Origin of the sequence: Luteibacter yeojuensis (assembly GCF_000964085.1) — a bacterium.
Classification (GTDB): Bacteria; Pseudomonadota; Gammaproteobacteria; order Xanthomonadales; family Rhodanobacteraceae; genus Luteibacter; species Luteibacter yeojuensis_A.
Window position 1 is genome coordinate 137,932 of sequence record NZ_JZRB01000014.1, and the last position, 24,105, is coordinate 162,036.

Sequence of the window (24,105 nt, forward strand, 5' to 3'; positions counted from 1 at the left end):
GTGGGTCGTTCCCGCCGGGCTCACCTGCGTCGCCGTTTGAGTAACGCATGGAGTTTCTGCATGTCCTCCTGCCGACGTGCGCGCGACAGCCCGGTAGGCGCCAGCGATGCGATATCCGCGTCGGTAATGGCCATGTCGATCCATGGCGGGGGGGAACTGGGCGGCGCTGCGAACGTCGCCGTTGGCGCCAGCGCACGGCCGCCGTTTTCGCCGATGGCGGCACCCAAAGCCCATAATGCGGCGCGTATGTTGGGCAGGGGGCCAATGTGGCCGCCGGAACCCTGCGGCTTGCCTGTGACGATCATGAGATCGCGCAATTGGCGTGAGGACAACACCGCGCCGCCCGTCTTGATCTTGTACCAGGACTGGATGGCGACGGCGGCCGTGGCGACAATGGGGCCCGCAGACGATGTGCCCGAGAACGTCTGCGTGAACGTATCGTTGGGGCCGCCGTTGTAGAGGTCGCCATAACCAGCGGAGCAGACGGTCCAGTCGCCCCAGCCCTGCAGGTGGACCTGCGTTCCATACGTAGAAAAACTTGCCTTGTTGCGCCCGTACTTGGTGCCGGCGCCGACAATGATGGCCCCGTTGTCCCCGCGCCCACGGTACTCGTCATAAAAGGGCAAATCGAGATTCTCGTCGCCATTGCCCGCTGTCGCCACCACCACGATCCCGGCGTCGGTTGCGAGCTTGGTGATCTCCCACACGGAGCGGTCGAAGTCGGGAGGTACCAACACATCGTCGCGGCCGCCGGTCTGCATTTCATATAAGAAGACGTCGCCCGGGCGCAGATACTTAAGGCCTTCCGCGATGCCGGCCGCCCGCCCCAGCGGAAGTTCCGACACGGCATAGAGCGCGTCAGCGCCAAAGACGCCGCCAACGATGCCCCTGGGGTCATCGATGTCGCCCTGCACGCCGTACATGACGCCTACGACGGCCGCGCCGTGGTCGTCATAATCGCTATTCGTGCTTTGAAGCACCTGGATGAGTCGGCCAGGCTGCTCAAGGTCGGCGTGTTTGAAGTTGTAGCCCCATTCAATGTCCGCGATGCGAACGCCCCAACCGCTGACGCCGAGCTCCCATGCGTACCAGGCATCGACCCCGTCAGGGTCATCGAGGTAGTCCTGGTATCCCAGCAGGTCAGGCGCCTGCGACCCGCGCGCCTTTCTCACTCGGGGTTGGGTCAAGGGTGCGATACGCCTGGGGCTTCCGTCGACCGATTGCGGATCCCACGGTGCCACGTTCCGTGGCTCGATCGAGGCGTACTCGACGAGGCCGGACGCCTCGAAATCCGACGCAAGGGGCAACAGGTCGTCCCGGCTGTTGGCCACCACATCCTGCACGTACATGAGGGTGGCCAGCGGCGAGAGGTCTGCATGGTGATCGAGGCGGCCACTCAAATCGTCCTTCGCGGCCGCCACCATGGGGCGGACGCGGAACGGGGATAGACGCGCTTGCGGCCATCGTTCCGCATCCAGCGGTCGCCCATCGCCATCCACCACGCCGGGCTTGAACTTCAGGACGAGCTGAAACGTCGGGTGCAGCGAAGCCAGCCTGGCATTCATGGGTCCTCCAATGATCCTGCGTGGAGGTTACTGGCTACGCCGCGCCCGGGCTCTCGTCTACCCCAATCGCTGCCCCGACCCGGACAAAGCCATGCATCCCATTGAAACGTTTCGTGAATACCGAAGGAGACGGCGCGTTTAGCCGCCCGTCGGCAGGAACAGCAAAAGCGCGATACCCAGCGCGATGCGGTACACCGCGAACGCCGTGAAGCGGTGCGAGCGGATGTAACCCAGCAGCCACTTCACCGCCGCGAAGGCGACGAGGGTGGATACGACGAACGCCACGCCCAGGCCGGTCCAGTCCTCGCCCGCGGCGCCGCCGTGCTGGTAAGTCTTCAGCAGCTCGTAGCCCGTGGCGGCGTACATCGTCGGGATGCCGACGAGGAAGGCGAACTCGGTGGCCGCGGCTCGGTTGCTGGTGCCGGCCAGCATGGCCACGAAGATGGTGGCCGCCGAGCGCGAGGTGCCCGGGAAGATGCCCGCCACCATCTGCGCGAGGCCCACGAGGATGGCGACCCGCCAGGTGATCTTCGCCTGGTCGGGCCGCTTGGCCGCGACCTGCTCCGCGCCGATCATCCAGATGCCGCCGATGATGAGGGCCCACGCGATGGGCGTGATGGTCTCGGGCAGCTTGAAGCCCATCTTGGTGGCGATGAGGCCGAGCACCGCCGTGATGAGGAACGCCACGCCCAGCTTCAGGATGTAGTCGCGCGTCTCCGGGCGGCGCCAGTTCTGCACGAAGCTCCACAGGGTGCGCCAGTAGATGAAGGTGACCGCGAGGATCGCGCCTGCCTGGATCGCCACGTTGAAGAGATCGGACCGCTCGCCTAGCCAGCGCTCCGCGATGAGCAGGTGGCCCGTGCTGGAGATGGGCAGGAACTCGGTGATCCCCTCGATGATGCCGAGGAGGATGGCGTTGATCAGGTCATTCACGTGGCTGGGGTTCCAGTGGACAAAGGCGGCATAGCTTAGCCCGGCGAACATGACTGCCGTCACGCTGCGCCCACGGAGGGCGCTGATACTTTCGATTACCGCACTGGATGGTTCGGTAACGGCCGTCCTTTCGTAAGAACTTTCCAATCGGACCTGCCATGGCGCCTCGTTCTACCCTGTGCCGCCGGGCTGGCGGCGTCGTCGCCGTCGCGCTCGCCGGGGCCATGGGCCTCGCCGCGTGCGCGCCGCCGGTGCGGCCGCCGGCGTTTACCCCGCGCGAGGAAGTGCCTCTGGCCGGCCTGCCCACGGGCCAGGCCGGCTGGCCCGATGCCCAGTGGTGGAAGCGTTATAACGACCCCCAGCTCAATCACGTGGTGGACCTCGCCATGCGCGGTTCGCCCAACCTGGAGCAGGCCGAAGCCCGCTACCGCGCGGCGTTGCGCGCGGTGGACTCGGCGAAGGCCGAACTGAATCCCCAGGTGCGCGCGCTGCTCTCGGGCAGCCACGGCTACAGCGACGTGACGCTGCACGGCCAGGCACCCGGTGCCAGCGGCAGCGCACAGGGCTTCGAGCTCAGCCCCGGCAGCAGCTGGAGCAACAGCGGCGTGGCAGGCGCGCTGGCCACCTGGGACCTCGACCTGTGGGGCAAGCAGAAGGATGCCGTCGCCGCGGCCGTGGGCCAGGCCCGCGCGGCGGAGGCCGAGAAGGCGTCGGCGGCCGCTTCGCTGCAGTACAACGTCGTGAACACCTACTTCGACTGGCAGGCGCAGCAGGCGCGCCTGGACGTGGCGCGCCACGGGGTGAAGAGCAGCGAGGATTACCGCTCGCTGGTCGAGCTGCGCGTGAAGCACGGCCTCGACGACCCCACGGCGCTGGACCAGGCCGATGCACAGCTCGCCCAGCAGCGCGGCAGCGTGGCGCAGCTGGAAGGCGCGGCGGCGCTGGATGGCGTGCAGCTGGCGGCGCTCGCAGGTGTCGCGCCCGCCGACCTCGAAGCCCTGAAGCCCACGCCCCTGCCCACCCCCGATGTGCAACTGCCGCCTGATGCACGGCTTGGCCTGCTCGCGCGCCGCCCCGATATCGCCGCCGCCCGCTGGCAGATCGAGGCATCGTCGAAAAACATCGACCAGGCCCGCAAGGCCTACTACCCCGACGTGAGCCTGATGGGCCTGGGCGCCTTCCTGCGCACGTACCCTGACCTCGGCTCCGGCACGCGCACCGACCTCGGCCTTGGCAACGTCGGCCTCTCCGTGCAGCTGCCCATCTTCAGCGGCGGCCGCCTGAAAGCCCAGTACGAGACGGCGCAGGCGCAGCTCGACACCGCGGTGGCGCAATACGATGGCGCCGTGGTGCAGGCGGCGGGCGACGTGGCGCAGGGCATCGCCACGCTCCAGGCCTTGGAGGCGCGCCGCACGCAGCAGGATGCGCAGTACGACGCCACCGTGGCGCAGAAGACCAAGGCGGGCGACCGCCGCGCCAAGGGCCTCATCGACGACCGCGACTGGCTGCGGGCCGACATGCAGGTGGACGAGCAGCGTGACGCCCGCCTGCAGATCATCAGCCAGATGCTCTCGGCCAACCTTTCCCTGATCCACGCGCTGGGCGGCGGCTATGTCGCCGACGACCTGCCCAGCCTGCCGGCCGCCACGGCCGCGAAGGAAGCCTCGCGATGACGACCGAAAACGACCTCCCCCGCGACGAGGGCGACGGCGCCGCCGCGCCGCTGCCGTACAAGTACCGCTACAAATACCTGCACAAGTACAAGGATGCGTCCGACCCCGAGGGTAGCGATGGCGACAAGGATGGGAAGCAAGGCGCGCACGGCAAGGATGGCGATGACGATGGCAAGGCCAGGGACGACAAGGATGCGAAGGACGGCAAGAAGGACGGCGAGAACGACAACGACAAGAACGGCGAGGACAAGGACGGCAAGGACAAGAAAGACGACAAGGATGACCCGAAGGCCAAGCGCCGCAAGACCATCGTCCTCTCCGTCATCGCCGCCGTCTTCATCATCGCCGGCCTGACCTGGCTGCTGCTCTACATCTTCGTCTTCACCCAGCGCGAGAAGACCGACGACGCCTACGTCAAGGGCGACATGGTGACCATTTCCTCGCGCGTGCAGGGCACGGTGGTGGAAGTAGCCGTGGAAGAGACCGACCGCGTGCACGCGGGCCAGGTACTGATCAAGCTCGACCCGGTGGATGCCCGCGTCTCGCTGATGAATGCCGAAGGCCAGCTGGCGCAGGCCGTGCGCGAGGCGCAGGCCAAGGTGCAGCAGGCGAACCAGGCCGACGCCGCTATCCCCCAGCGCCGCGCGCAATACGAGCAGGCACGCGACGAGTACAACCGCCGCCACCCGCTGCTTGAACGCCGTGCGGTCTCGGCCGAGGAAGTGGATACGGGCAAGCGCCAGATGCAGCAGGCCCAGGCCGCGCTGCAGGCGGCGGAACGCGAAGCCGCCGCGGCGCACGCGCAGGTCGACGGCACCGATATCGAGAACTACCCCGCCGTGGTGCAGGCGCGCTCGCAGTTCCGCAACGCGTGGGTGAACAGCGGGCGCAACGCCATCGTCTCGCCCATCGAAGGCTACGCCGCACGCCGCCAGGTGCAGGTGGGCCAGCGCATCCAGCCAGGGCAGGACCTGCTCACCGTCGTGCCGCTGCAGGATCTGTGGGTGGATGCCAACTTCAAGGAAACCCAGCTCGAGCACATCCGTATCGACCAACCGGTAACGGTGGAGACGGATATGTATTCCGACTTCAAGTACCACGGCAAGGTCGTCGGGCTGAATGCCGGCACGGGTAGCGCGTTCTCGCTGTTGCCCGCGGAAAACGCCACCGGCAACTGGATCAAGGTGGTGCAGCGCCTGCCGGTGCGCATCGCCATCGACGCCAACGACCTGCGCAAGCACCCGCTGCGCGTCGGCTTGTCGACGTACGTGACGGTCGACACGCATGACCGCGACGGCCACGTGCTCGCCGAATCCCCGCGTACGAAGCCGCTTGCCGTCACCAACGTCTATGAACAGGAAATGGCGCAAGCCGACGAGAAGGCGAAGGAGATCATCGCGGCCAACACCGTGACGCTGCCCGCCCCCGTGCCCGCGAAGGCCGGCCGCTAGCCCATGCCGGGGGAGAAGAACGGCAATGGCACGCGGCCACCGCTGCACGGTGGCCAGCTGGCGCTGCTCACCGCGGGCGTCGCGCTGGCGACGTTCATGGAGGTGCTCGACATCTCCATCGTGAACGTTTCGGTGCGCACCATCGCCGGCAACCTCGGCGTGAGCAGCAACGAAGGCACGATGGCCATCAGCGCCTACTCCATGGCCAGCGCGGTGATGCAGCCGCTGACCGGCTGGGTCGCCAAGCGCTTCGGTGAAGTGCGCACATTCACCATCTCGGTCTTCCTGTTCGTGATCTTCTCCGCGCTGTGCGGGCTGGCGCAGAGCATGCCCATGCTCATCGTGTTCCGGCTGCTGCAGGGCGCGGTCTCCGGGCCCATGGTGCCGCTGTCGCAGACGCTGCTGTTGAACAACTACCCACCCGCGCGGCGGCCCATCGCCCTGGCGCTATGGGCCATGACCGTGGTCGTGGCGCCCGTGTTCGGGCCGATCCTGGGTGGCTGGATCACCGATAACTACCACTGGTCGTGGATCTTCTTCATCAACATCCCGGTGGGCATCTTCGCGGTCATCATCACCATCACACTGCTGAAAGATCGCGAATCGAAGGTGGTGAAAGCGCCGGTCGATGCCATCGGCCTCTTCCTGCTCGCGGTGGGCGTCGGCTGCCTGCAGTTCATGCTCGACAACGGCAACGACGATGACTGGTTCACGTCGAACACCATCACCGTGCTCGCCATCGTCTCGCTGGTCTGCCTCACGTTCCTGGTGGCATGGGAGCTGATGCACAAGAACCCGGTGGTGGAGCTGCGCCTGCTGGGCAAGCGCAATTTCTTCGTCGGCGTGCTGTGCCTGTCGCTGGGCATGTTCGCCTTCTTCGGCGGCACCGTGGTCATGCCGATGTGGGTGCAGGAGGTGCTCGGCTATACGGCCACCTGGGCAGGCTTCGTCGTCGCACCCATCGGCATCCTCGCCATCTTCATGTCACCGCTGGTGGGCGCGTTCCAGAGCAAGTTCGACCTGCGCGTGCTGAACACCATCGGCTTCGCGATCTTCGCGGCGGCTTCGTTCTGGATGGCCAACCTGACGACCACCCTGCCTTACCACGAGCTGGCGCTGCCACGCATGATGATGGGCGCGGGCGTCGCGTTGTTCTTCGTGCCGGTGAACCAGATCATCCTGGCGGGCATCCCCGACGACCAGGTAGCGAGCGCGTCGGGCCTGTCGAACTTCTTCCGAACCCTGGCCGGCAGTATCGCGACGGCCGTGAGTACGACGCTCTATTCGCACCGAACGACATACCACCACGCCATCCTCTCCGAACACGTGGTGGCCGGCGACCGCACCACGCAGGAGTACCTGAACCAGTTGCAGGCGTTCGGTGCGCAAGGCCCCACGGCGAACGCCGCGCTCAACCGCATCGTCGACATGCAGGCCGCGACGCTGGCCGCCAACGACGTCTTCTGGCTTTTCGGCCTGCTGTTCGGCATGGCGATGATCGCCATCTGGTTCGCCAAGCCCCCGTTCGCCTCCGGCGGCACGCCAGCGCATTAGGCCCAGAAGGGGCTATGCCCCTGTGGGAGCGCGCTTGCGCGCGATCGCGCGCAAGCGCGCTCCCACAGGGAGTCCAACAAGCGGTCGGATCAGGTGAACGTCAGCGTTTCGGTCAGGTCGCCGGGTGCCGGCCCGCCGGCCTTCACCATCGCATCGTCACGCATCTGCAGGCCCGCAAGCTTCTCGAGCTTGAAGCGGCGCGTGAGGAAGCGTGAGATGGAACCCGTGTCGTAGATGGTGTGCTCCACGTGGCCTTTCTTTGCGAACGGCGACACGACCAATGCAGGGATACGCGTACCCGGGCCCCAGCGGTCGCCCTTCGGCGGCGCGACGTGGTCCCACCAGCCGCCGTTTTCGTCGAAGGTGATGACCACCAGCATGTTCTTCCACTGCGGGCTCTGCCGCAGCTGGTGCACGATGGCGCCGATGTGGCGGTCGCCTGCTTCCACGTCGGAATAGCCGGCGTGCATGTTCAGGTCGCCCTGCGGTTTGTAGTACGCCACGGTGGGCAGTTTGCCCGCCACGGCATCGGCAAGGAACCGGTTCGTCTTCGGCGATTCACCCAGGCCGCCGTCGCGCAGGTGCTTCTCGCGCGCGGGCGTGCCGGGCGCGAGGGTGACGTAGTAGTTCAGCGGCTGGTGGTGTGGCTGGAAGTTCGGGGTGGACGGGAACGTGCCGTCGTCGCTGTCGCCCTTGCCATCCAGCGCGGCCTGGAAGCCGCCGCCGTACCACGCCCAATCCACGTTTTTCGCCGAGAGCACGTCGCCGATGTGCTTGTGGGTCTGCGGCACCAGCGTGTTGGGGCTGGTGGCATCGGCCAGCGCCGGGTTCTTGTGGTCGACATTGAAGCCCGGCGAATACGGCGGGCCCATGGTGTTCACCGCGTAGAAATCGGGCGTGAGCTGGTTGTGGTGGGCGAACTTGGGCTTGCCCTGCATCGCGCTCTTCGGGGATTTCTCGTCCATCTTCAGGCGATGGTCGGTGGCGCTGCCGCTCTCGGTCACCGCGATGCCGAACTGCGCCGGGCTCTTGTCCGCATCGGGGTAGAACGGCGGCTGCGCAGCCACGAGGTACTGGTGGTTGAGGAACGAGCCACCGAACGCGCCCATGAAGAAGCGATCGCACAGCGTGAACTGCTCGGCCAGGCGCCACAGGCGCAGGTGCACGGGTGCTTCGGCGTAATGGCCCATGGTGAGCGCGCCGTTGTCGCCCCACGCCACGAAGCCATCGTTCTTGCCGCCGTTGATCTGCAGCTGGTTGTTGTAGAACGCGTGCACCAGGTCGCGCGTGACCACGCCGTGCGGCAGCGGGGTGCCATCACCCGTATGCAGCGCCCACGGCGCATTGGGCAGGCCGGTGATGTCTTTCTCGGCGATCTTGTAGGTACGGTGGTCCACCATCTGCTCGTGCGGCACCAGGCCACCCCAGATCGGCGGCAGCGCCTTCAGCACGCTGCCATCGCGGTCGCGCTGCGTGTAGCGTTCGGGCGGCACGTCTTGCAGCGGCTCGAGCAGGCCGGGGAAGTTCGCGAACAGGTTGTTGAAGCTGCGGTTCTCGGCGTAGATAACGACCACGTTCTGGATGTGCTTCTCGAGCAGGGCATCCAGCGCGGCACCTGTCGGTGCGGCAGGGGTAGTCTTCGCCGCCGTGGTGGCGGCCTCGGCGGCGCCGCCGAGGGCCAGCATGGCGCCGGTGGTGGCCATGCCACCGAGGAGGCGGCGGCGCCCGGCGTCGGGCGTATCGTTATCGCGCTTGTCTGTCATCGCCTGAAACCGTGGGACGTGGAGCTATCGAGCGGGGAGCTCCACGGTTTGAGAAAGTTCGGAGACGCCGTGCTCGTCAAAGGCCTCGATGGCCACGACATAGCGAACGCCCCTGTTCAAGCTTCTCAGGGTAAACGAAGTGGGCTGATCGGCAAAACGCTGGTAGGTGGAGTGAAGACGATCCGCGGCGAGGCCCCAGCGCACGTTGTAGCCCACCGCGCCCTTGACCGCGCTCCAGCGGATGGTGGCCTCGCGTGTGTCCTGGCCGCGCACGGCCACGAGGCCCTGCGGCGCGGCAGGCGCCTTGCCCTCCGCGTTGCCGAACACGCGGATATCCGAGATCGCAAGATGCTTCGCGCCGACGTGCTTGTGCACATAGCGGATGTAGCGAAGCCGCGCGGGCGTATCGAGTTCAATGTAGGCGTTGGGGCGGTCGCGGTCGGATGAGGAAAGGTCGGCGATCGTCGTCCACGTCTTCCCGTCCGTGGAGCCTTCGAGCACGAACTGCGTGACGATATCCGGCGCGTCGCCATAGCGGCCCGACTGGTAGTCGGCATAGTTCACCTGCACGGCGCGGACGGTCGGCGTGCCGCCGAGGTCCACGGTCACCGTTTCGCCAGCCTGGTTCGTCTTCGCGACCCAGAACGTGCGTGGGTTCTCGTCGGTGAGCAGCGCGGCCGGGTGATCCGGTAACGACGACGACGCCGTGGCCTTCTTGCGATACGACAGCAGCATCCATCCCGTGAACGTGCTTTCGCCCTCACGCAGCGCGTGGTCCGGCATGCGCTGCGGAAAATCACCGAAGCGGGTATCCACCCACATCTCGCCATCCGCATGCCAGCCCGCGGGGAACATCACGATGCGCCGCTCGAACGTCTGGTTCACGCCGAGCCACGTGGTGCCGGTATTCCACGTGTTGCCGTACGCGTCGTCGAACGTGGAGCCGTGGCCCGCGCCTGTCGCGAAGCCGCCTGGCTTGTAGCCGACGGGGTTGTAGGGTGCGTACGTGAAGGGCCCCAGCGGCGCGTCCGCGACATACACGCCGGTGCCATACACGTTGTACTCGGTGCCGGGCGCGCCGTACTGCAGGTAGTAGCGGCCGCCGCGCTTGTTCATCCACGAGCCTTCCATGTAAGCCGGCTTGTCGCCCATCGTGTGGTCGGGGCCGAAGCGTTCCCAGCCGTGGTTGGCAGGATCGAGATGGAGCAGGGCCTGCGGTTGCGTCGCGAACGCGAGGCGCTTACCTTCGCCCTCGGTGGAATCCAGCCGCATGTCGAGCTGCGCGCCGTAGATCGGCAAGGTATCGGACGAGCCCCAGTACAGGTACACCTTGCCGTCGTCGTCGTCGCGGAACAGGCCTGGATCCCATGGGCCCGGCGGCAGCGGGCCGCGGACTTCGAGTTTCCCGGCGGGGTCGTAGCGCGTCGCGCCGGGCACCGGCGGCAGTTGATGCGTCCAGAACGCCCACGTCCCGTGCGCCGGATCGGTCGACACCATCAAGGGCTTCGGCACGAACGCCGACTGCATCAGGAACAGCTTGCCATCTGCCACGAGCGTCGCTGGAGCAACATTGCCGTCGAATGGCCAGTGATCGGGCTTCACGAAGTCCCAGTGCAGCAGGTCCTTCGACATCCAGTAACCATCGGCCATGGTCTGGAACAGGTAATACGCATCACCGTAGCGAACGATCACAGGATCCGCGCCCGTGCGGAACGATACGTTGTCGTTCATCACTTCCCAGGCATAGCGATAGTCGATATCGAGCGGATTGGCATAAGTGCGCTGCGCCGCATGCGCGGCAACCGGCGCGATGGCGATGGCGATGGCGAGGGCGGCGAACAGCAAGGCATGGCGCGGCATGGGTGGCCCCTGGTCGATCGATCGCCCGATGGTGCCAGCGTAACCGGCGTTACGCCCGCCTCACCACGGTTTGCGCAGCCAGCAGTAGCAATTCTCGCACCATTCGGCGGCGTAGATGCTTTGGCGGCGACCCGCGTAGCCGGTGACTTGCTTCCCGCAATGCGGGCAGGGCGGGATGTTGAATTCGTCGGCAGCGGCAACGCACGAGCAAATGACCACCAGGCCGACCGCGAGGTAGCCAGGCAACAGGTGGGTGATGATGCTGAAGACGACCCAGGCGATCGCTGCGGCCGCAGCCGCTATATAGCGTTTCCGTGCTCGCCGCCTGCGCTCCGCGATAATTTTCGACCATGCCTCGACCACCGCCGGGTCGAGCGTCGCTTTTCCCTTTACGAGCGTTGGCATGGCAGCCCTGCGTGCGCGTGAGTCGGCAGAGGATATCCGGTGCGTGGCCGGCGCCGGAAGGCCTAATGACCGTGCGTCGTGGCTAGAATCGGCACACGATTTGGAGAAGGGGCTGCTGACGATGGAACTGGTGCTCATCCCCGGCATGGACGGTACGGGCCGGCTGTTCGCTCCGTTCCTCGCCGCGATGGGAGACACCCTGCCGATACAGGTCCTGCCCTATGCAGGCCGGGGCGCGGTGGGCTACGACCGCTTGGCGGACGAGCTGGCACCGCTTCTCCCGTCGTCGCCCTTTGTTCTTCTGGGCGAATCCTTCGCCGGGCCACTTGCGATCCTCCTGGCCGCACGGAAGCCACCGGGGTTGTTGGGCCTCGTCCTGGCCGCGACATTCGCGAGAAGCCCCCGCCCATGGGCACGGTGCCTCTCGCCGATGCTGCCGCTCGTTTCCATGACGCGTGCCTGGGCGCACGCCTCACTGCCCTTCCTGATCGGCAACCGTGCACCCGCGCAACTGAAACGAACCTATATCGACGCGGTGTCAGGTATCGGCAATGCGGCCTTGCGCATGCGGTTGTCGGCGACACTCGACGTGGATGTGTCGGCGCAACTGGCACGCGTTGGCGTGCCAGTCCTCTGTATCCGCGCGTCACGCGACATCGTCGTACCGCGTGCTGCATCACGCCACATCGCCGCGGTACAGCCCGATGCGACAGTGGCCGTGGTCGATGGGCCGCACGGGATATTGCAGGCGAACCCCGTGGAGGCCGCGGCCCGCGTGCGTGCGTTCGCCAGCGACGTATCCGGGTGACGCCCTCGATCCTCGCCGCTCGATATATATACAGGCATGCCGCAGGTACCCGATGATGCCTCGCGGCCCGTGGCGGGCCTTGGGGGAAAACCGATGATTCGACCGTTGATCGCGTGGCAGCGCGGCATGCGGCTTGCCGTGGTTTCGACGTTGCTGGTGCTCCTGGCAGCCTGTGCGTCTAAAGCAACGAGGCCGCCCCCCGCCAGTCGTCGGTGAACCAAGCATGGCGGTGGCGCCGCCGGCCGCGGTGGGGGCCGGACCAACGATGAAAGACCTCCGGCCCCCGGCGGACAAGAAGCGCGACATGCATTCGCTGCTGATCTTCAGCTGCGACTACGGTATCTCGACGCTCCCCGAGCTGCCTGGCAACCCGACTGGGCCATCGACGCTTGCGAACGAGATGGCTGCGATGCCTGGCGACCCCTGGCATGGCCATGTTGTCGATGTCTTGCACTACGCTGCCTACCTTAACCAGAAGCGCATGCTGAAAGGCCAGGTCGCCTCGATGGAGGGCGGCCTCCTGCCCGCGCTGCTGCTGAAGGCCGGCGATGACTGCAAAGAGGCGAAGGTGCACGGCGGCTATTACGCAGGCAGTGAGATCGTGAACTACTTCCCCCCGATCGTCGTCGAGATGACCGTGAAGATCGACGGCGTGGTACATCACCAGCGTACGGTCTACTCACCCAAGCCGCCCATCGATCCCGGTTTGAAGCAACCCTGGGAGGCAGCGCAGGTGCTGCAGGCGATGACCAAGGCTGACCGCGCACTTCTGGCGTCGCTGGGGCCCACGTCGGCTGCGGCACCGCCGCCCGTCGCAACCAAGGATTCGGCCCCACGGCCCGTCGCCGCGGCAAATGGCGACGATGCAGGCTTCATCAACACCAACCCGGCATCCCGGTAGCGCGGCGCCGCTTTCCCGGCCGATATGGTGCATCGGTAATCACCGTGCACCAGTATGGTGCAAATCTGCACGTGTCATTTAGCGGGTCTATGATGGCAAGGCTCGCTCTGGAGCCGTTCCGCCGATGCGGAGCCGCTGGCATAGCGATTGCTAAAAGCCCTGCGCCCCATACCCATTCCGAGGTTTGCCCATGTCCGCCGCTTCCAAAGTGCTGAACCTGATCCAGGACGAGGAAATCGAATTCGTCGACCTGCGTTTCGCCGACATGCTCGGCAAGCACCACCATGTCACCTTCCCGGCCCACGCCATCGACGAAGGCACCTTCGAAGACGGCAAGATGTTCGACGGTTCGTCGATCTCCGGCTGGAAGGGCATCAATGAGTCCGACATGGTGCTCATGCCGGATCCGGAAACCGCCCACCTCGACCCGTTCAGCGCCCACAAGCAGCTGATCCTGCATTGCGACGTGCTCGAGCCGAGCACCATGCAGGCCTATGGCCGCGACCCGCGCTCCATCGCGAAGCGCGCCGAGGCGTTCCTGAAGTCCACCGGCATCGCCGACACCGCCTTCTTCGGCCCGGAGCCCGAGTTCTTCATCTTCGACTCGATCCGCTGGCAGAACGACATGGGCCGCGTGTTCTACGAAGTGAATTCCGAAGAGGCCGCCTGGTCGTCGCGCTATAAGTACGACGGCACCAACACGGGCCACCGCCCGGGCGTGAAGGGCGGCTATTTCCCGGTCAGCCCGGTCGATAGCCTGGGCGACCTGCGCGCCGACATGTGCAAGGTGCTCGAGTCGCTGGGCCAGGTGGTTGAAGTGCACCACCACGAAGTGGCCAACGCGGGCCAGTGCGAGATCGGCACCCGCTTCAACACGCTGGTGAAGAAGGCCGACGAACTGATGACGATGAAGTACGTCATCAAGAACGTCGCCCACCAGGCCGGCAAGACGGTCACCTTCATGCCCAAGCCCATCGTCGGCGACAACGGCTCGGGCATGCACGTGCACCAGTCGCTGTCGAAGAACGGCGAAAACCTGTTCGCGGGCGACCTGTACGGCGGCCTGTCGCAGACGGCGCTGTGGTACATCGGCGGCATCTTCAAGCACGCCAAGGCCATCAACGCATTCGCCAACAGCACCACCAACAGCTACAAGCGTCTGGTGCCGGGCTTCGAGGCGCCGGTGATGCTGGCCTACTCGGCCCGCAACCGCTCGGCGTCGTGCCGCATCCCGTACGTGGCCAGCCCGAAGGGCCGCCGCATCGAGGTGCGTTTCCCCGATCCGATGCAGTCGGGCTACCTCACGTTCACCGCGCTGATGATGGCGGGCCTGGACGGCATCCTGAACAAGATCGACCCGGGTGCGCCGGCCGACAAGGATCTCTACGACCTGCCGCCGGAAGAAGAGAAGAACATCCCGCAGGTGTGCGCCAGCCTCGACGAAGCGCTCGCCGCGCTCGACAAGGATCGCGAGTTCCTCAAGGCCGGCGGCGTGTTCACCGACGACTTCATCGACGGCTACATCGCGCTGAAGATGCAGGAAGTGACCCGCTACCGCGCCAGCACCCACCCGCTCGAGTTCCAGATGTACTACGCGATCTGATCGCTTCCTCGGGGTGAGGAGAGAGGGGAGGGCTTCGGCCCTCCCTTTTTTTTTGCGAAATTTCGCAAGTTATGTCGGTATAGTGCCCCTTGGATGGGAGGGGTCATACCAATGAAACAAACCGTGCTTGCCTTGCTGGCGCTGGCTGGCAGTGGCGCCGCCATGGCCGCCGCCGATGCGCCGCGCAACACCTACGACTGGCGCACCAACTGGCCCACGCACTACGTGTTCGCCGATGGCACGGACCTTGGGCTGTCGGTGAAATACCAGTACGACGTGGACCGTTTCAGCAACGACCAGGGCACGTACGAGGACGCGCAGACCAACCGGCGCAAGGAGTTCGGTTTCTTCGTCCGCAAGAAGGGCGTGTACGACGCCACCGCGGTATTCGATTTCCAGTCCAAAACCTGGCTCGACGTATTCTTCCGGCTGCAGAGCAAGGCCGTGCTGGGCGAGGATGCTGGCGCGTTCCGCGTCGGCTTCATGAAGACGCCCGTGGGCTTCGAGGGCAATACCAGCACGGGCACCACCTCGTTCCTCGAGACCTCGCTGCCCATGCAGGCCGTGTACGCGAACCGCCGCATCGGTGCCGACTGGGCGCTGGCCCGCAAGGCGTACCTGGTGCAGCTCGGTTATTACCAGGGTGGCAACCTGCAGGGCGATCTCGATGGCCGCATGGTGGCGGGCCGCGCCGCGTGGACGCCGATGAACGCGCCGGGCAACGTGCTGCACCTGGGTGGCTCGGTATCGCGCGAGAACCCGAAGGGCACGCGCGACGGCCGTGGCCGCTACACCCCGCCCCAGGCGCGCCTGCGCGCGCTGCCCGAAGCCGGGCTGATCACGCAGCGCCTCATCGATTCCGGCGCCTTGTCGCCAGCCAACCACATCGACCGCCGCGGCGTCGAAGGCCTGTGGATCCATGGGCCGTGGTCGGTGCAGGGCGAATACCTGGACGCGAAGGTGAAGCTGCTCAACAAGCCGGCCTTCGAGGCCCGCGGATGGTACACCTTCGGCAGCTGGGTACTGACGGGCGAATCGCGCCCGTACAGCGCCGGCAATGTCGCCGACGTGGTGCCGAAGGGCCCGTGGGGCGCCGTGGAGGTGCTCGTGCGCTACAGCACGCTCGACCTCGATGACGGCACCACGCGCGGTGGCAACGAACACGACTGGACGTTCGCCACCAACTGGTACCTGACCAGGTACCTCAAGCTGCAAGCCAACTACGTCCGCGCCTTCAGCGACCGCCGCGACCTGCGCATCGACCCGCATATTTTCGAGGTGCGTGCGCAGGTCATGTTCTGACGGCGATCAGTCGTCGTAATCGTAGTACTCGTACGACGAGGCGTCCGGCAGTGCCTGGAAGGTGCACCCGGTTTCCCGGGCGCCGGCATCGGGCAGGCTGCCATCGAGCAGGTAACGGGCGGCGCCTTGTTCCACGCAGGGCGTATCCGATTGCGCGAACAGGCCATGCTGCGTGGCGCCGTTGGCCAGGAGCAGCCGCGCGCGGGGGAAGCGCTGCAGGGTGTGCCGGGCGGCGGCCAGTGGCGTCACCGGGTCGAGTTCGGATTGCACGAGCAGCATATCCGCACGCTTGCCAAGGGCCGCCATGTCGGGCCAGTCAACCCGGTGGTGGGGCCATGCCGCGCAGGCCAGCAACTCGACGGCATGCTCGCCGTCATCCGTGGGGTAGGTAAACGCGTCGCGATCGATGCGCGCACGGATCCATTCGCGCTGCGCCTGCCATGCATCGTCGTTGCACAGGGTCGCCAGGTTCACGGCATCGCCATCCGTGCCGACCAGGTCGGCGCCTGCGGGCGCGTAAGCCGCGTCGGGATCAAGGGCGCTCCCCGCCTTCACGAGGGCGCGTGCCGATTGCTTGATAAGCCGGGCCACGCCTGGGTCCGTGCTGAACGTGGTCTTCTCGACCTTGCGCGAGAGCACGCCCCAGCTTCGCCAGCCGTCCCGTTCGATCCATTGGCTGATCGCCATGCCTGCGGCGAGGTCTTGCGGCGACGACATGCGCGTGTACCAGGCCTGGCGCACCAGTGCGTGCGGCGAGCGCGCACGCCAGTCGAGCTCGCCAGGCGTGCCGGCAAGGCCCCAGCGCGCGGGCGATGCGAGCACCGGCGCAAGCATCTCCCGTTCGAAGCCCGCGAGGGTGCCGTCGAGCGAAGCGATGACGTTGTCGAGATACCGGCCGCCGACGGCCATGCTGGAATCGAGCACGAGGCGATCGACCCGGTGCGGGTAGATGGCGGCGTACCACGCTCCCACGCGGCCGCCGTAGGACATGCCGAGGAACTGGATGCGTGCATCGCCGATCGCCTCGCGTACCCACTCCATGTCGTGCACGTGGGCGAGCGTGTTGACGTGGGGCGCTTCCGGCAGGCTGGCGCATGCCGTGGCACGCCGCTGCGCGTCGTCCACCACGAGCTGCCAGTTCGCATCGTCGCGGTGCGTGGGGATGAAGCGATGCTTCGCCTCGAACCCATCGAGGCAATGCATCTGCCAACCCCCGCGTAGCCCGCGTGGAATGACGCCGACAAGGTCGAAACGGTCGCCGAGGCGGCGCTGGTCGCCATGCACCGGATCGCGCTCGTCAGCCGAGGCGAAGAACGCGGCCAGGCCCGGCAGCAGGGTCGCGGGGTTGCCACCGGGGCCACCGATGTTCACGAAGATCGAACCTTCGCGGCGCGCCGGCACGGCCGCGGCGATGCGTACGACGCCGACCTCGATGGTACGGGCATCGTCGCCGGCATGGTCGAGTGGCGCGTCGAATGTCGCGCAGCGCAGGCGGTCGCCAAGCTCGGGCCAGTCACCCGTGAGTGATGCGGGGCATCGCTTCCATGCAAGGGTGGGCAACGCGCCACGGGAGGCCACGGCATCGGCGGGCTGCAACGCCGCGAACGGAACCAGCGCCGCCAGCGCGGCAAAGCGGGATAGGGTCATCGCTGCACCTCAGAACTCATCGTGGGCGGCGGGCGTGGCCGGCGGGTCGACGGGCTGCGGCTCGGGTACCGGCGGCCTTGGCGTGCCGGGTAGCTGGTCGGCCGGCGCACCCGCCACGGCGTCGCAGGCGAACACGCGCGATGTCGACGCCGGCAGCGAGCCGGTGAGCAGGTACCGTGCCGCCGTGCGTTCGACACAGCCGGTATTGGTGAAGTTGAACACCCCATGCACGTTCGAATCCCGCACCAGCAACATGCGTGCGTTGGGAAACCGCGCGACGATGAACTGGCCACCCACGAGCGGCGTGTTCGTGTCGTTCTCCGACTGGATGAGCAGGAAGGGCGCGGCGCGCTCGAGCACCGAGAGGTCAGGTGCCCGCGCGCTGGGGCCGGCCCAGCGTGAGCACGTGAGTTCTTCCAGCGTTTCGTCGCCGGTGATGTCCACGAAGCGCGCGACATCCCGTGCCAACGATTCGCGCATCTCCGCTTCCGTGCGGGTCCATGGCGCATCGTTGCACGACGTGAGGATGCGGACAGCGTCGCCATCCGGGCTGATGACGAAGCTGGGCTCGGTGGGCGGGGTGGCGAAGAACCCGCGTGCCAGGTCGTCCGCGTGCCAGCGGATCTGCCGATCCACCACCGCGTCGGTGGTGAACGTCGACTGGCGGATGCGCCGGCGCATGGCCGCGAGGGTGCCCGCGCTGTCGGTGCCCAGCCAGGTGGCGAGGTGCAAGGCCGCGGCAAGCCGCGCGGAGGTATCGAGCTGGTGGCCCCACGCCTCGCGGGCGGCGTCGGGGAGGCCGGTGATGCGTGCGCTGACCGCCGCCGCGTCGCCGTCGAGCCCGTAATGCGCCGGCGCCCGCAACACCGGCCCGGCGACATCGCGGTTGAACGCCGCCTGCCGCGCGGCCATCGCGAGGCGCAGCGCCACGCGGTAATCGTGGGTGAAGTCCATGCTCGAATCGAGCAGCAGCCGGCCGGTGTGCGTGGGGTACATCGAGGCATACCACGCACCCACGGCCCCGCCGTAAGAGATGCCGTAGAAATGCAGCCGTTCGTCGCCGAGCGTGCGGCGCACGGCCTCCATGTCGTGCACATGCTGTTCGGTATTCACGAAGCGCGCCGTGGCATGGGCGCCGCACGCGCCGACGATGCCCTGGGCTTCATCGCGTACCAGCTGCCAGGTATCGTCATCCAGGTGCGTCGGCAGGAACGGATACCGCGGCGGCATGCCCGTGAGGCAGAGGATGGGATGGCTGCCGACGAGGCCCCGCGGGATGACCGCGACCAGGTCGAACCGCTCGGCCAGGCGCCGCTTGTCGCCATCCTGCGGGTCGCCAGCGTCGGTACGGGTCCAGCCCTCGCCCATCGAACGCATCAGCCTGCCGGGGTGCGCGCCGGGGCCACCTTTGTTGAAGAAGATGGCGCCTTCGCGCGCCGCCGGCACCGCCGCGCGGATGCGTACCACGCCGACGTCGATGCGCCGGTGGTCCGGCGCCGCGTGGTCGAGTGGCATGCCCAGGGTGGCGCACTGCAGGCGGTTGCCGAGCAGGCCGGTGTGCGTACCCACCCATGCTTCCGGGCAGGTGCCCCAGGCGATGTCATGCGGCGTGGATGCCGCGGCCTGCCGCGCGGCCAGCGCAGCGGCAAGGGCGACGGTGGTGGCCGCGATACGGCGGCGCATCATGGCGTGGCCTCCGCGGCCACCGTGGCGGATGCCGCCAGCAGTGCGCGCCGGCCCGCCCCCGCCGCTTGCCGCGCCAGTTGCGCCCGCCATGCGCTGACCTGCGCCGGCTGCGTGAAGCGCTCGGGCGGTGGCGCCGATGGCAGGTTCACCATGCACTCCGTGACCTGGGTCGTCGGTGCGCGCCCGTCGAGAAGAAACCGCGCGCCTGTCCTCTCGATGCACGGCTCGTCGGTGAGCGTGAATACGGTATGCGCGTCGGAGCCACGCAGGACAAGCATCTTCGCATTGGGTAGCGCATTGAGCGTGCGCAGCGCACCCGTCACGGGCGTGAGCGTGTCGAACTCCGACTGCACCATCAGGATGCGCCCGGCGCGCGCAAGCCGTTCGATGGGTGGCTTCACCGCGTTGGGCCCATGGGCGAAAACGCACGGGTTCATGAGGTCGCCGCTGTTGCCGGCGGGGTAGTCGCGCGCGGCGTCGGCGATGGTCTGCTGCCACGCCCCTGCGTCCGTGGTGCTGGCCGTATCGTTGCAGCCGACGGTGACCAGCATGGCGGAGTTGTTGGAAAGCTTCGCCTGGCGAACCACCGGCGGCGCGTAGATGCCGTCGACCGACGCCAGCGCGGCATCACGCGCGGCCTGGTTCACCTCCGCATCGGTAGCGAACGCGTGGGTGGCGATGCGATCCTTCATCTGGTCGCTGGCCAGCGCGGGCTCGGCCTTGAGCCAATCGGAGAGGACGTTGGCCGCCATCAGATCCTCCGGCTTGCTGAAGAGGCCCGTCCAGGCGTCCCTGACGCGCGGTTCGAGACCACGCAACACCCCGACCACGGCCGTCGCGTTCGCACCGAGGCCGTACACGGCAGGCCGATGGGCAGCGGGCCGCGCCACGAGGCGATCGAACGATTCCTGCGCAGCGGGCAGCGACTGCAGGTAGTTCGCCTCCACCGAGCGCGTGAAGTCCATGGACGAATCCAGCAGCATGCGGCCCACGGTGCCGGGATAGGTGGCGCCATACCACGCGCCCAGCCACGTGCCGTACGACACCCCGTAAAAATTGAACGTGGGCTCCCCGAGGGCACGCCGCACCAGGTCGTGGTCGTACACCGTTTGCGCGGTGGTGACGTACGGGTACATCGGGTCGTCGCGGCAGGCGTTCGCGTAGCCGCGGGCCATGAGATCCCATGCCGCGATGTTGCGCCGGCTGCGATCGATGAGGATGGGGCGCGTGGCGGGCTTGAGGGTGAGGGGGCATTGCAGCGGCATGCTGCCCGTCATGCCGCGGGGGATGACGGCGACAAGGTCGTATTCATCGGCCAGCCGCTTCTTCTCACCATGCACGGGGTCGCCCGGCTTGGCGTTGTGCCAGATGGACGCAAGCACGCCAGCGAAGAAACCCGCATCGCCGCCCGGGCCGCCGGGGTTCACGAACAAGGCGCCGCGCCGAAGATCGGGCCGTGCCGCGGCGATGCGCACCACGGAAATCGTGATGTCACCGCCGGCCGGTTGGTGGTGGTCGCGTGGCGCCCGCAGCGTGCCACAGCGCAGCCGCTCACCAAGCAGCGCTTCGTAAACGGCGACGCTTTGGGTGGTGCAAGGCGCCCAGGTGATGCCCCGGACGGGGACGGCGGGGACGGGATAAACCGTGGCGTCCTGCGCTGCTACCACGGGTGCGGCGAGCGTGACGGCAAGCAGGCCCACGGAGCGGGCGAGCGTCGGGAACGGGGGCATGGCGCGTGGTCCTTCATGCGTGGCAAGGGACCAGAAGACTACGTACGCACCGAAGGCGCGCCTATCGGCGATGGGCGCGGCGTGGTGTCAGATTCGTCGCGACAGGATGTAGCGCTTCACCTACAACTCGTGAGGCAGCGCTTACTCCATATGCCACCCATGGCTTACAAGAAGCGACTGCCCGGTGAGGGCATTCGAACCGAAGCCGGCAAGGAAAAGCGCAGTGTCGGCGATGTCTTCGAGCGTCGTGAATTCACCGTCCACCGTATCGCGCAACATCACGTCGCGGACCACGGCATCCTCGCTGATGCCCAGCTCCCGCGCCTGCTCGGGGATCTGCTTTTCCACGAGTGGCGTACGCACGAAGCCCGGGCAGATGACGTTGGCGCGGATGCCATCGGCCGCGCCTTCCTTCGCGATCACGCGCGCGAGCCCAAGCAGGCCGTGCTTGGCCGTGACGTAAGGGGCCTTGAACTTCGAGGCCACGTGCGAATGCGCCGAGCCCATGAGGATGATGGAGCCGCCGCGCCGGGCCTCGACCATCTGCCGCATGGCGGCCCGCGTGGTGAGGAACGCACCGTCGAGATGGATGGCCAGCATGCGGCGCCAGTCGGCGTAGGTGAAATCGACGATGGGCGAAATGATCTGGATGCCGGCGTTGCTGACGAGGATATCGACGGGGCCGAGTTCGCGTGCCACGCGCGCGAAACCCGCTTCCACCTGCGCCTCGTCCGTCACGTCCATGGCAAGGCCGATGGCACCATGGCCCATGGCCGACGCGGCGTCGCTGGCTTTACCGGCGTCGATGTCGGCGACGGCGACCCTGGCGCCGGCCTTCGCATACGCCTCGGCGATGGCACGGCCAATGCCACTGGCCGCGCCGGTCACGACCGCTACCTTGCCTGCCAGGTCGTGCATGCCCATCAGCCTTTGGCCAGCACGAACGACGCTGCTTCGCCCTGTGCCGACGAGCCGGCGATCCACACATCGAAGGCGCCCGGTTCGGCGTCGAATGTCACGCCGTCGCGGTGGGTGAAGGCGAGGTCGCTGCGCTCGAGTTCGAATGCCACCTCTTCCGACGCGCCCGGCGCGAGGAGGATCTTGCGGAACGCCTTCAGCTCGCGCACCGGCCGCACGCGGCTCGCCACGCGGTCGTTGATGTAGAGCTGCACCACTTCTTCGCCGGCGACGGTACCGGTATTGGTGACGGTGGCGGTGACGACGATGGTCTCGTTCCAGCCCAGGTGCGCTTTCACCACCGGCGCCGTGTAAGCGAAGGTGGTGTAGCTGAGGCCGTGGCCGAACGGGTACAGCGCTTCGAAGTTCACTTCGCGGTAGCGCGACTTGAAGGCCGGCGGCTGGTCGGCGAGCTCGGGGCGGCCCGTGCGCGGGTGGTTGTAGAAGAGCGGCTCCTGGCCGCTATCCTGCGGGAAGCTGACAGGCAGGCGGCCCGCCGGGTTGTAATCGCCGAACACCACGTCGGCGATGGCCGGCCCCGTCTGGCTGCCGAGGAACCAGGTGACGAGGATGGCGTTGGCTTCGCGTACCGCACCGGAAAGCGCGAGCGCGCGGCCATTCTTCAACAGCACGACGACGGGCGTGCCGGCCGCGGCCACCGCCTCGGCCAGCGCCTGCTGCGCGTGTGGCACGATGATCTGCGTGCGGGCCTGGGCTTCACCGGAATAGTTTTGCGGCTCGCCGATGGCGAGCAGCACCACGTCGGCGCGTTTCGCCGCCGCCACGGCGGCATCGATGCCACCGTCGATCGCGTCCTCGAACCCGCAGCCTGCGACCACCTCGAGCGACGCCGCATCGGCCAGCGCGCCGCGCAGGCCGGTCTCGATGTTGACGTGGCGTTCCTTGTCGCCGAACAGGGTCCAGCAGCCTTCGAGGTTTTCCACGTCGGCGCCGAACGGCCCGATGAGCGCGATCTTCTGCCCTGCTTTCTTCAGCGGCAGCACGCCATCGTTTTTCAGCATCACGATGGAACGGCGGCCGACATCGCGCGCCAGCGCGGCGTGTTCCGCGTTCTTCGTTGTATCGGCCTCGGCCTCGGGGTCGAGCGAACGGTACGGGTTGTCGAACAGGCCGATGGCGTCTTTCACCGCGAGGACGCGGCGCACGCCTTCGTCCAGCACGGCCATGGGCACGTCGCCGCTCTCGACCAGGCCCGGCAAGTGGGCCGCGTAGAAGCCACTCTGCATGCTCATGTCGACGCCCGCCACGAAGGCCAGGCGCGAGGCATCGCGTTCGTCTTCGGCGAAGCCGTGTGCGATGAGTTCCATGTCGGCGGTGTAATCGGAAACGACGAAGCCTTTGAAGCCCCACTCGCCGCGCAGGATGTCGGTCATCAGTTCGCGGTTGGCCGAGGCGGGCACGCCGTTGATGTCGTTGAACGCACTCATGAGCGTGAGCGCGCCGGCATCGATGGCGGCCTTGAACGGCGGCAGGTGGATATCGCGCAGGGTCTGCGGCGCCATGTCCACCTGGTTGTATTCCATGCCGCCCAGCACGGCGCCGTAGGCGGCGAAATGCTTGGGCGTGGCGAGCAGTGAATCGTTCGCCGTCAGGTCGGGGCCCTGGAAGCCCCGCACGCGGGCCGCCGCGAACGCGCAGCCGAGCACCACGTCTTCACCGGCGGCTTCGGCGACGCGGCCCCAGCGCTGGTCGCGCGCGATGTCGACGGCGGGCGCGAAGGTCCAGTGGATACCGGCGGCCGTGGCTTCCACCGCCGTGGCGCGGGCGGTGCGCTCGGCCAGGCCCGGCTCGAAGGTCGAGGCCTCGCCCAGCGGGATGGGGAACACGGTACGCATGCCGTGGATCACGTCCGAACCGAAGATCAGCGGGATGCCCAGGCGGCTTTCTTCCACGGCCACGCGCTGCGCCTCGCGGCCCTCGGCCGCGCCCACGCCGTTGAACAGCGACCCCACGCGGCCCGCGCGCACCTGCTCCAGCACCTCGGCGGCATCGCGGGCGTTGGCTTCCGGGTTGATGTCGGGGGCGAACGGGCGGACGGCATCGGCGAAGATGCCGAGCTGGCCAACCTTCTCCTCGACGGTCATGCGGGCGATGAGGTCTTCGATGCGGGAATTGCGGGTCATGGGCTTGCCTTGCGGGGAATGGCGTGCGGCGCTTCTTTGGTGCCACGGCGGGGAAGGATACCGGCAACGCGTGGACGTGTGGGCACGTAAATGACGTTACGTGTAAACGTTTACGGCGTTGGG

At 67.2% G+C, this 24,105-nt stretch carries 17 protein-coding genes; 7 read left to right on the top strand and 10 right to left on the bottom strand.

From position 1 onward, the window contains the following. Window positions 1–20 precede the first annotated feature (20 nt). Entirely contained in the window at window positions 21–1,565 is a 1,545-nt protein-coding gene (locus tag VI08_RS20785; RefSeq protein ID WP_052697745.1) for a S8 family serine peptidase, read from the bottom strand. A 138-nt stretch (window positions 1,566–1,703) separates the two neighbouring features. Further along, window positions 1,704–2,549 carry an undecaprenyl-diphosphate phosphatase gene (locus VI08_RS07245; RefSeq protein WP_045828873.1) on the bottom strand — a complete coding sequence of 282 codons (846 nt, stop codon included), beginning with the start codon at window positions 2,547–2,549 and terminating at the stop codon, window positions 1,704–1,706. Between the two features lie 107 nt (window positions 2,550–2,656). Between VI08_RS07245 and VI08_RS07250 the strand changes: the two genes are divergently transcribed. Genes VI08_RS07250 through VI08_RS07260 form a run of 3 tightly spaced genes read left to right on the top strand, consistent with a single transcriptional unit; the run spans window position 2,657 to window position 7,176 of the window. Beyond that, window positions 2,657–4,171, top strand: coding sequence for an efflux transporter outer membrane subunit (locus VI08_RS07250; RefSeq protein ID WP_045828874.1), 1,515 nt, complete (start codon window positions 2,657–2,659; stop codon window positions 4,169–4,171). After that, the gene (locus tag VI08_RS07255; RefSeq protein ID WP_084621347.1) at window positions 4,168–5,622 is read left to right on the top strand and encodes an efflux RND transporter periplasmic adaptor subunit; all 1,455 of its coding nucleotides are present in this window, start codon (window positions 4,168–4,170) and stop codon (window positions 5,620–5,622) included. Before VI08_RS07250 ends, VI08_RS07255 begins: the two co-directional genes overlap by 4 nt. A gap of 3 nt (window positions 5,623–5,625) precedes the next feature. After that, window positions 5,626–7,176: a DHA2 family efflux MFS transporter permease subunit gene (locus VI08_RS07260; RefSeq protein WP_045828875.1), complete on the top strand. Its 1,551-nt coding sequence runs from the start codon at window positions 5,626–5,628 to the stop codon at window positions 7,174–7,176. Window positions 7,177–7,265: 89 nt separating this feature from the next. Here the strand turns inward: VI08_RS07260 and acpA are convergent, their stop codons facing one another. The 3 genes from acpA to VI08_RS07275 are packed head-to-tail and all read right to left on the bottom strand — an operon-like array spanning window position 7,266 to window position 11,204. Beyond that, entirely contained in the window at window positions 7,266–8,939 is a 1,674-nt protein-coding gene (gene acpA / locus VI08_RS07265; protein WP_045828876.1) for an acid phosphatase, read from the bottom strand. Between the two features lie 24 nt (window positions 8,940–8,963). Continuing rightward, window positions 8,964–10,799: a family 43 glycosylhydrolase gene (locus VI08_RS07270; RefSeq protein WP_045828877.1), complete on the bottom strand. Its 1,836-nt coding sequence runs from the start codon at window positions 10,797–10,799 to the stop codon at window positions 8,964–8,966. A 60-nt stretch (window positions 10,800–10,859) separates the two neighbouring features. Beyond that, window positions 10,860–11,204: a hypothetical protein gene (locus VI08_RS07275; RefSeq protein WP_045828878.1), complete on the bottom strand. Its 345-nt coding sequence runs from the start codon at window positions 11,202–11,204 to the stop codon at window positions 10,860–10,862. A 121-nt stretch (window positions 11,205–11,325) separates the two neighbouring features. Here VI08_RS07275 and VI08_RS07280 point away from each other — a divergent pair, with 121 nt between their 5' ends. The 4 genes from VI08_RS07280 (at window position 11,326) to VI08_RS07295 (ending at window position 15,818) form a co-directional block, all read left to right on the top strand. Continuing rightward, window positions 11,326–12,012: an alpha/beta fold hydrolase gene (locus VI08_RS07280; RefSeq protein WP_045828965.1), complete on the top strand. Its 687-nt coding sequence runs from the start codon at window positions 11,326–11,328 to the stop codon at window positions 12,010–12,012. A gap of 265 nt (window positions 12,013–12,277) precedes the next feature. Continuing rightward, the gene (locus VI08_RS07285) at window positions 12,278–12,913 is read left to right on the top strand and encodes a hypothetical protein (protein ID WP_157006433.1); all 636 of its coding nucleotides are present in this window, start codon (window positions 12,278–12,280) and stop codon (window positions 12,911–12,913) included. Between the two features lie 190 nt (window positions 12,914–13,103). Next, window positions 13,104–14,516, top strand: a complete 1,413-nt coding sequence (gene glnA, locus VI08_RS07290; RefSeq protein ID WP_045828880.1) for a type I glutamate--ammonia ligase — start codon at window positions 13,104–13,106, stop codon at window positions 14,514–14,516. 111 nt (window positions 14,517–14,627) lie between these two features. Then, entirely contained in the window at window positions 14,628–15,818 is a 1,191-nt protein-coding gene (locus VI08_RS07295) for an OprO/OprP family phosphate-selective porin (RefSeq protein WP_045828881.1), read from the top strand. Window positions 15,819–15,824: 6 nt separating this feature from the next. On the opposite strand, the gene VI08_RS07300 is transcribed toward VI08_RS07295, so the two are convergent. The 5 genes from VI08_RS07300 to VI08_RS07320 all read right to left on the bottom strand — a co-directional run bounded on the left by VI08_RS07300 (window position 15,825) and on the right by VI08_RS07320 (window position 23,982). After that, window positions 15,825–17,465 (bottom strand): alpha/beta hydrolase, encoded by a 1,641-nt coding sequence (locus tag VI08_RS07300; RefSeq protein ID WP_045828882.1) that lies wholly within the window; start codon window positions 17,463–17,465, stop codon window positions 15,825–15,827. A 9-nt stretch (window positions 17,466–17,474) separates the two neighbouring features. Continuing rightward, the gene (locus VI08_RS07305; RefSeq protein ID WP_045828883.1) at window positions 17,475–19,151 is read right to left on the bottom strand and encodes an alpha/beta fold hydrolase; all 1,677 of its coding nucleotides are present in this window, start codon (window positions 19,149–19,151) and stop codon (window positions 17,475–17,477) included. Further along, window positions 19,148–20,881, bottom strand: a complete 1,734-nt coding sequence (locus tag VI08_RS07310) for an alpha/beta fold hydrolase (protein WP_045828884.1) — start codon at window positions 20,879–20,881, stop codon at window positions 19,148–19,150. Before VI08_RS07310 ends, VI08_RS07305 begins: the two co-directional genes overlap by 4 nt. Before the next feature lie 141 nt (window positions 20,882–21,022). Beyond that, a complete protein-coding gene (locus VI08_RS07315; protein WP_045828966.1) occupies window positions 21,023–21,799 on the bottom strand; it encodes a 3-hydroxybutyrate dehydrogenase in 777 nt (258 codons plus the stop codon). Between the two features lie 5 nt (window positions 21,800–21,804). Beyond that, window positions 21,805–23,982 carry a glycoside hydrolase family 3 N-terminal domain-containing protein gene (locus VI08_RS07320; protein ID WP_045828885.1) on the bottom strand — a complete coding sequence of 726 codons (2,178 nt, stop codon included), beginning with the start codon at window positions 23,980–23,982 and terminating at the stop codon, window positions 21,805–21,807. Between the last annotated feature and the right edge of the window lie 123 nt (window positions 23,983–24,105).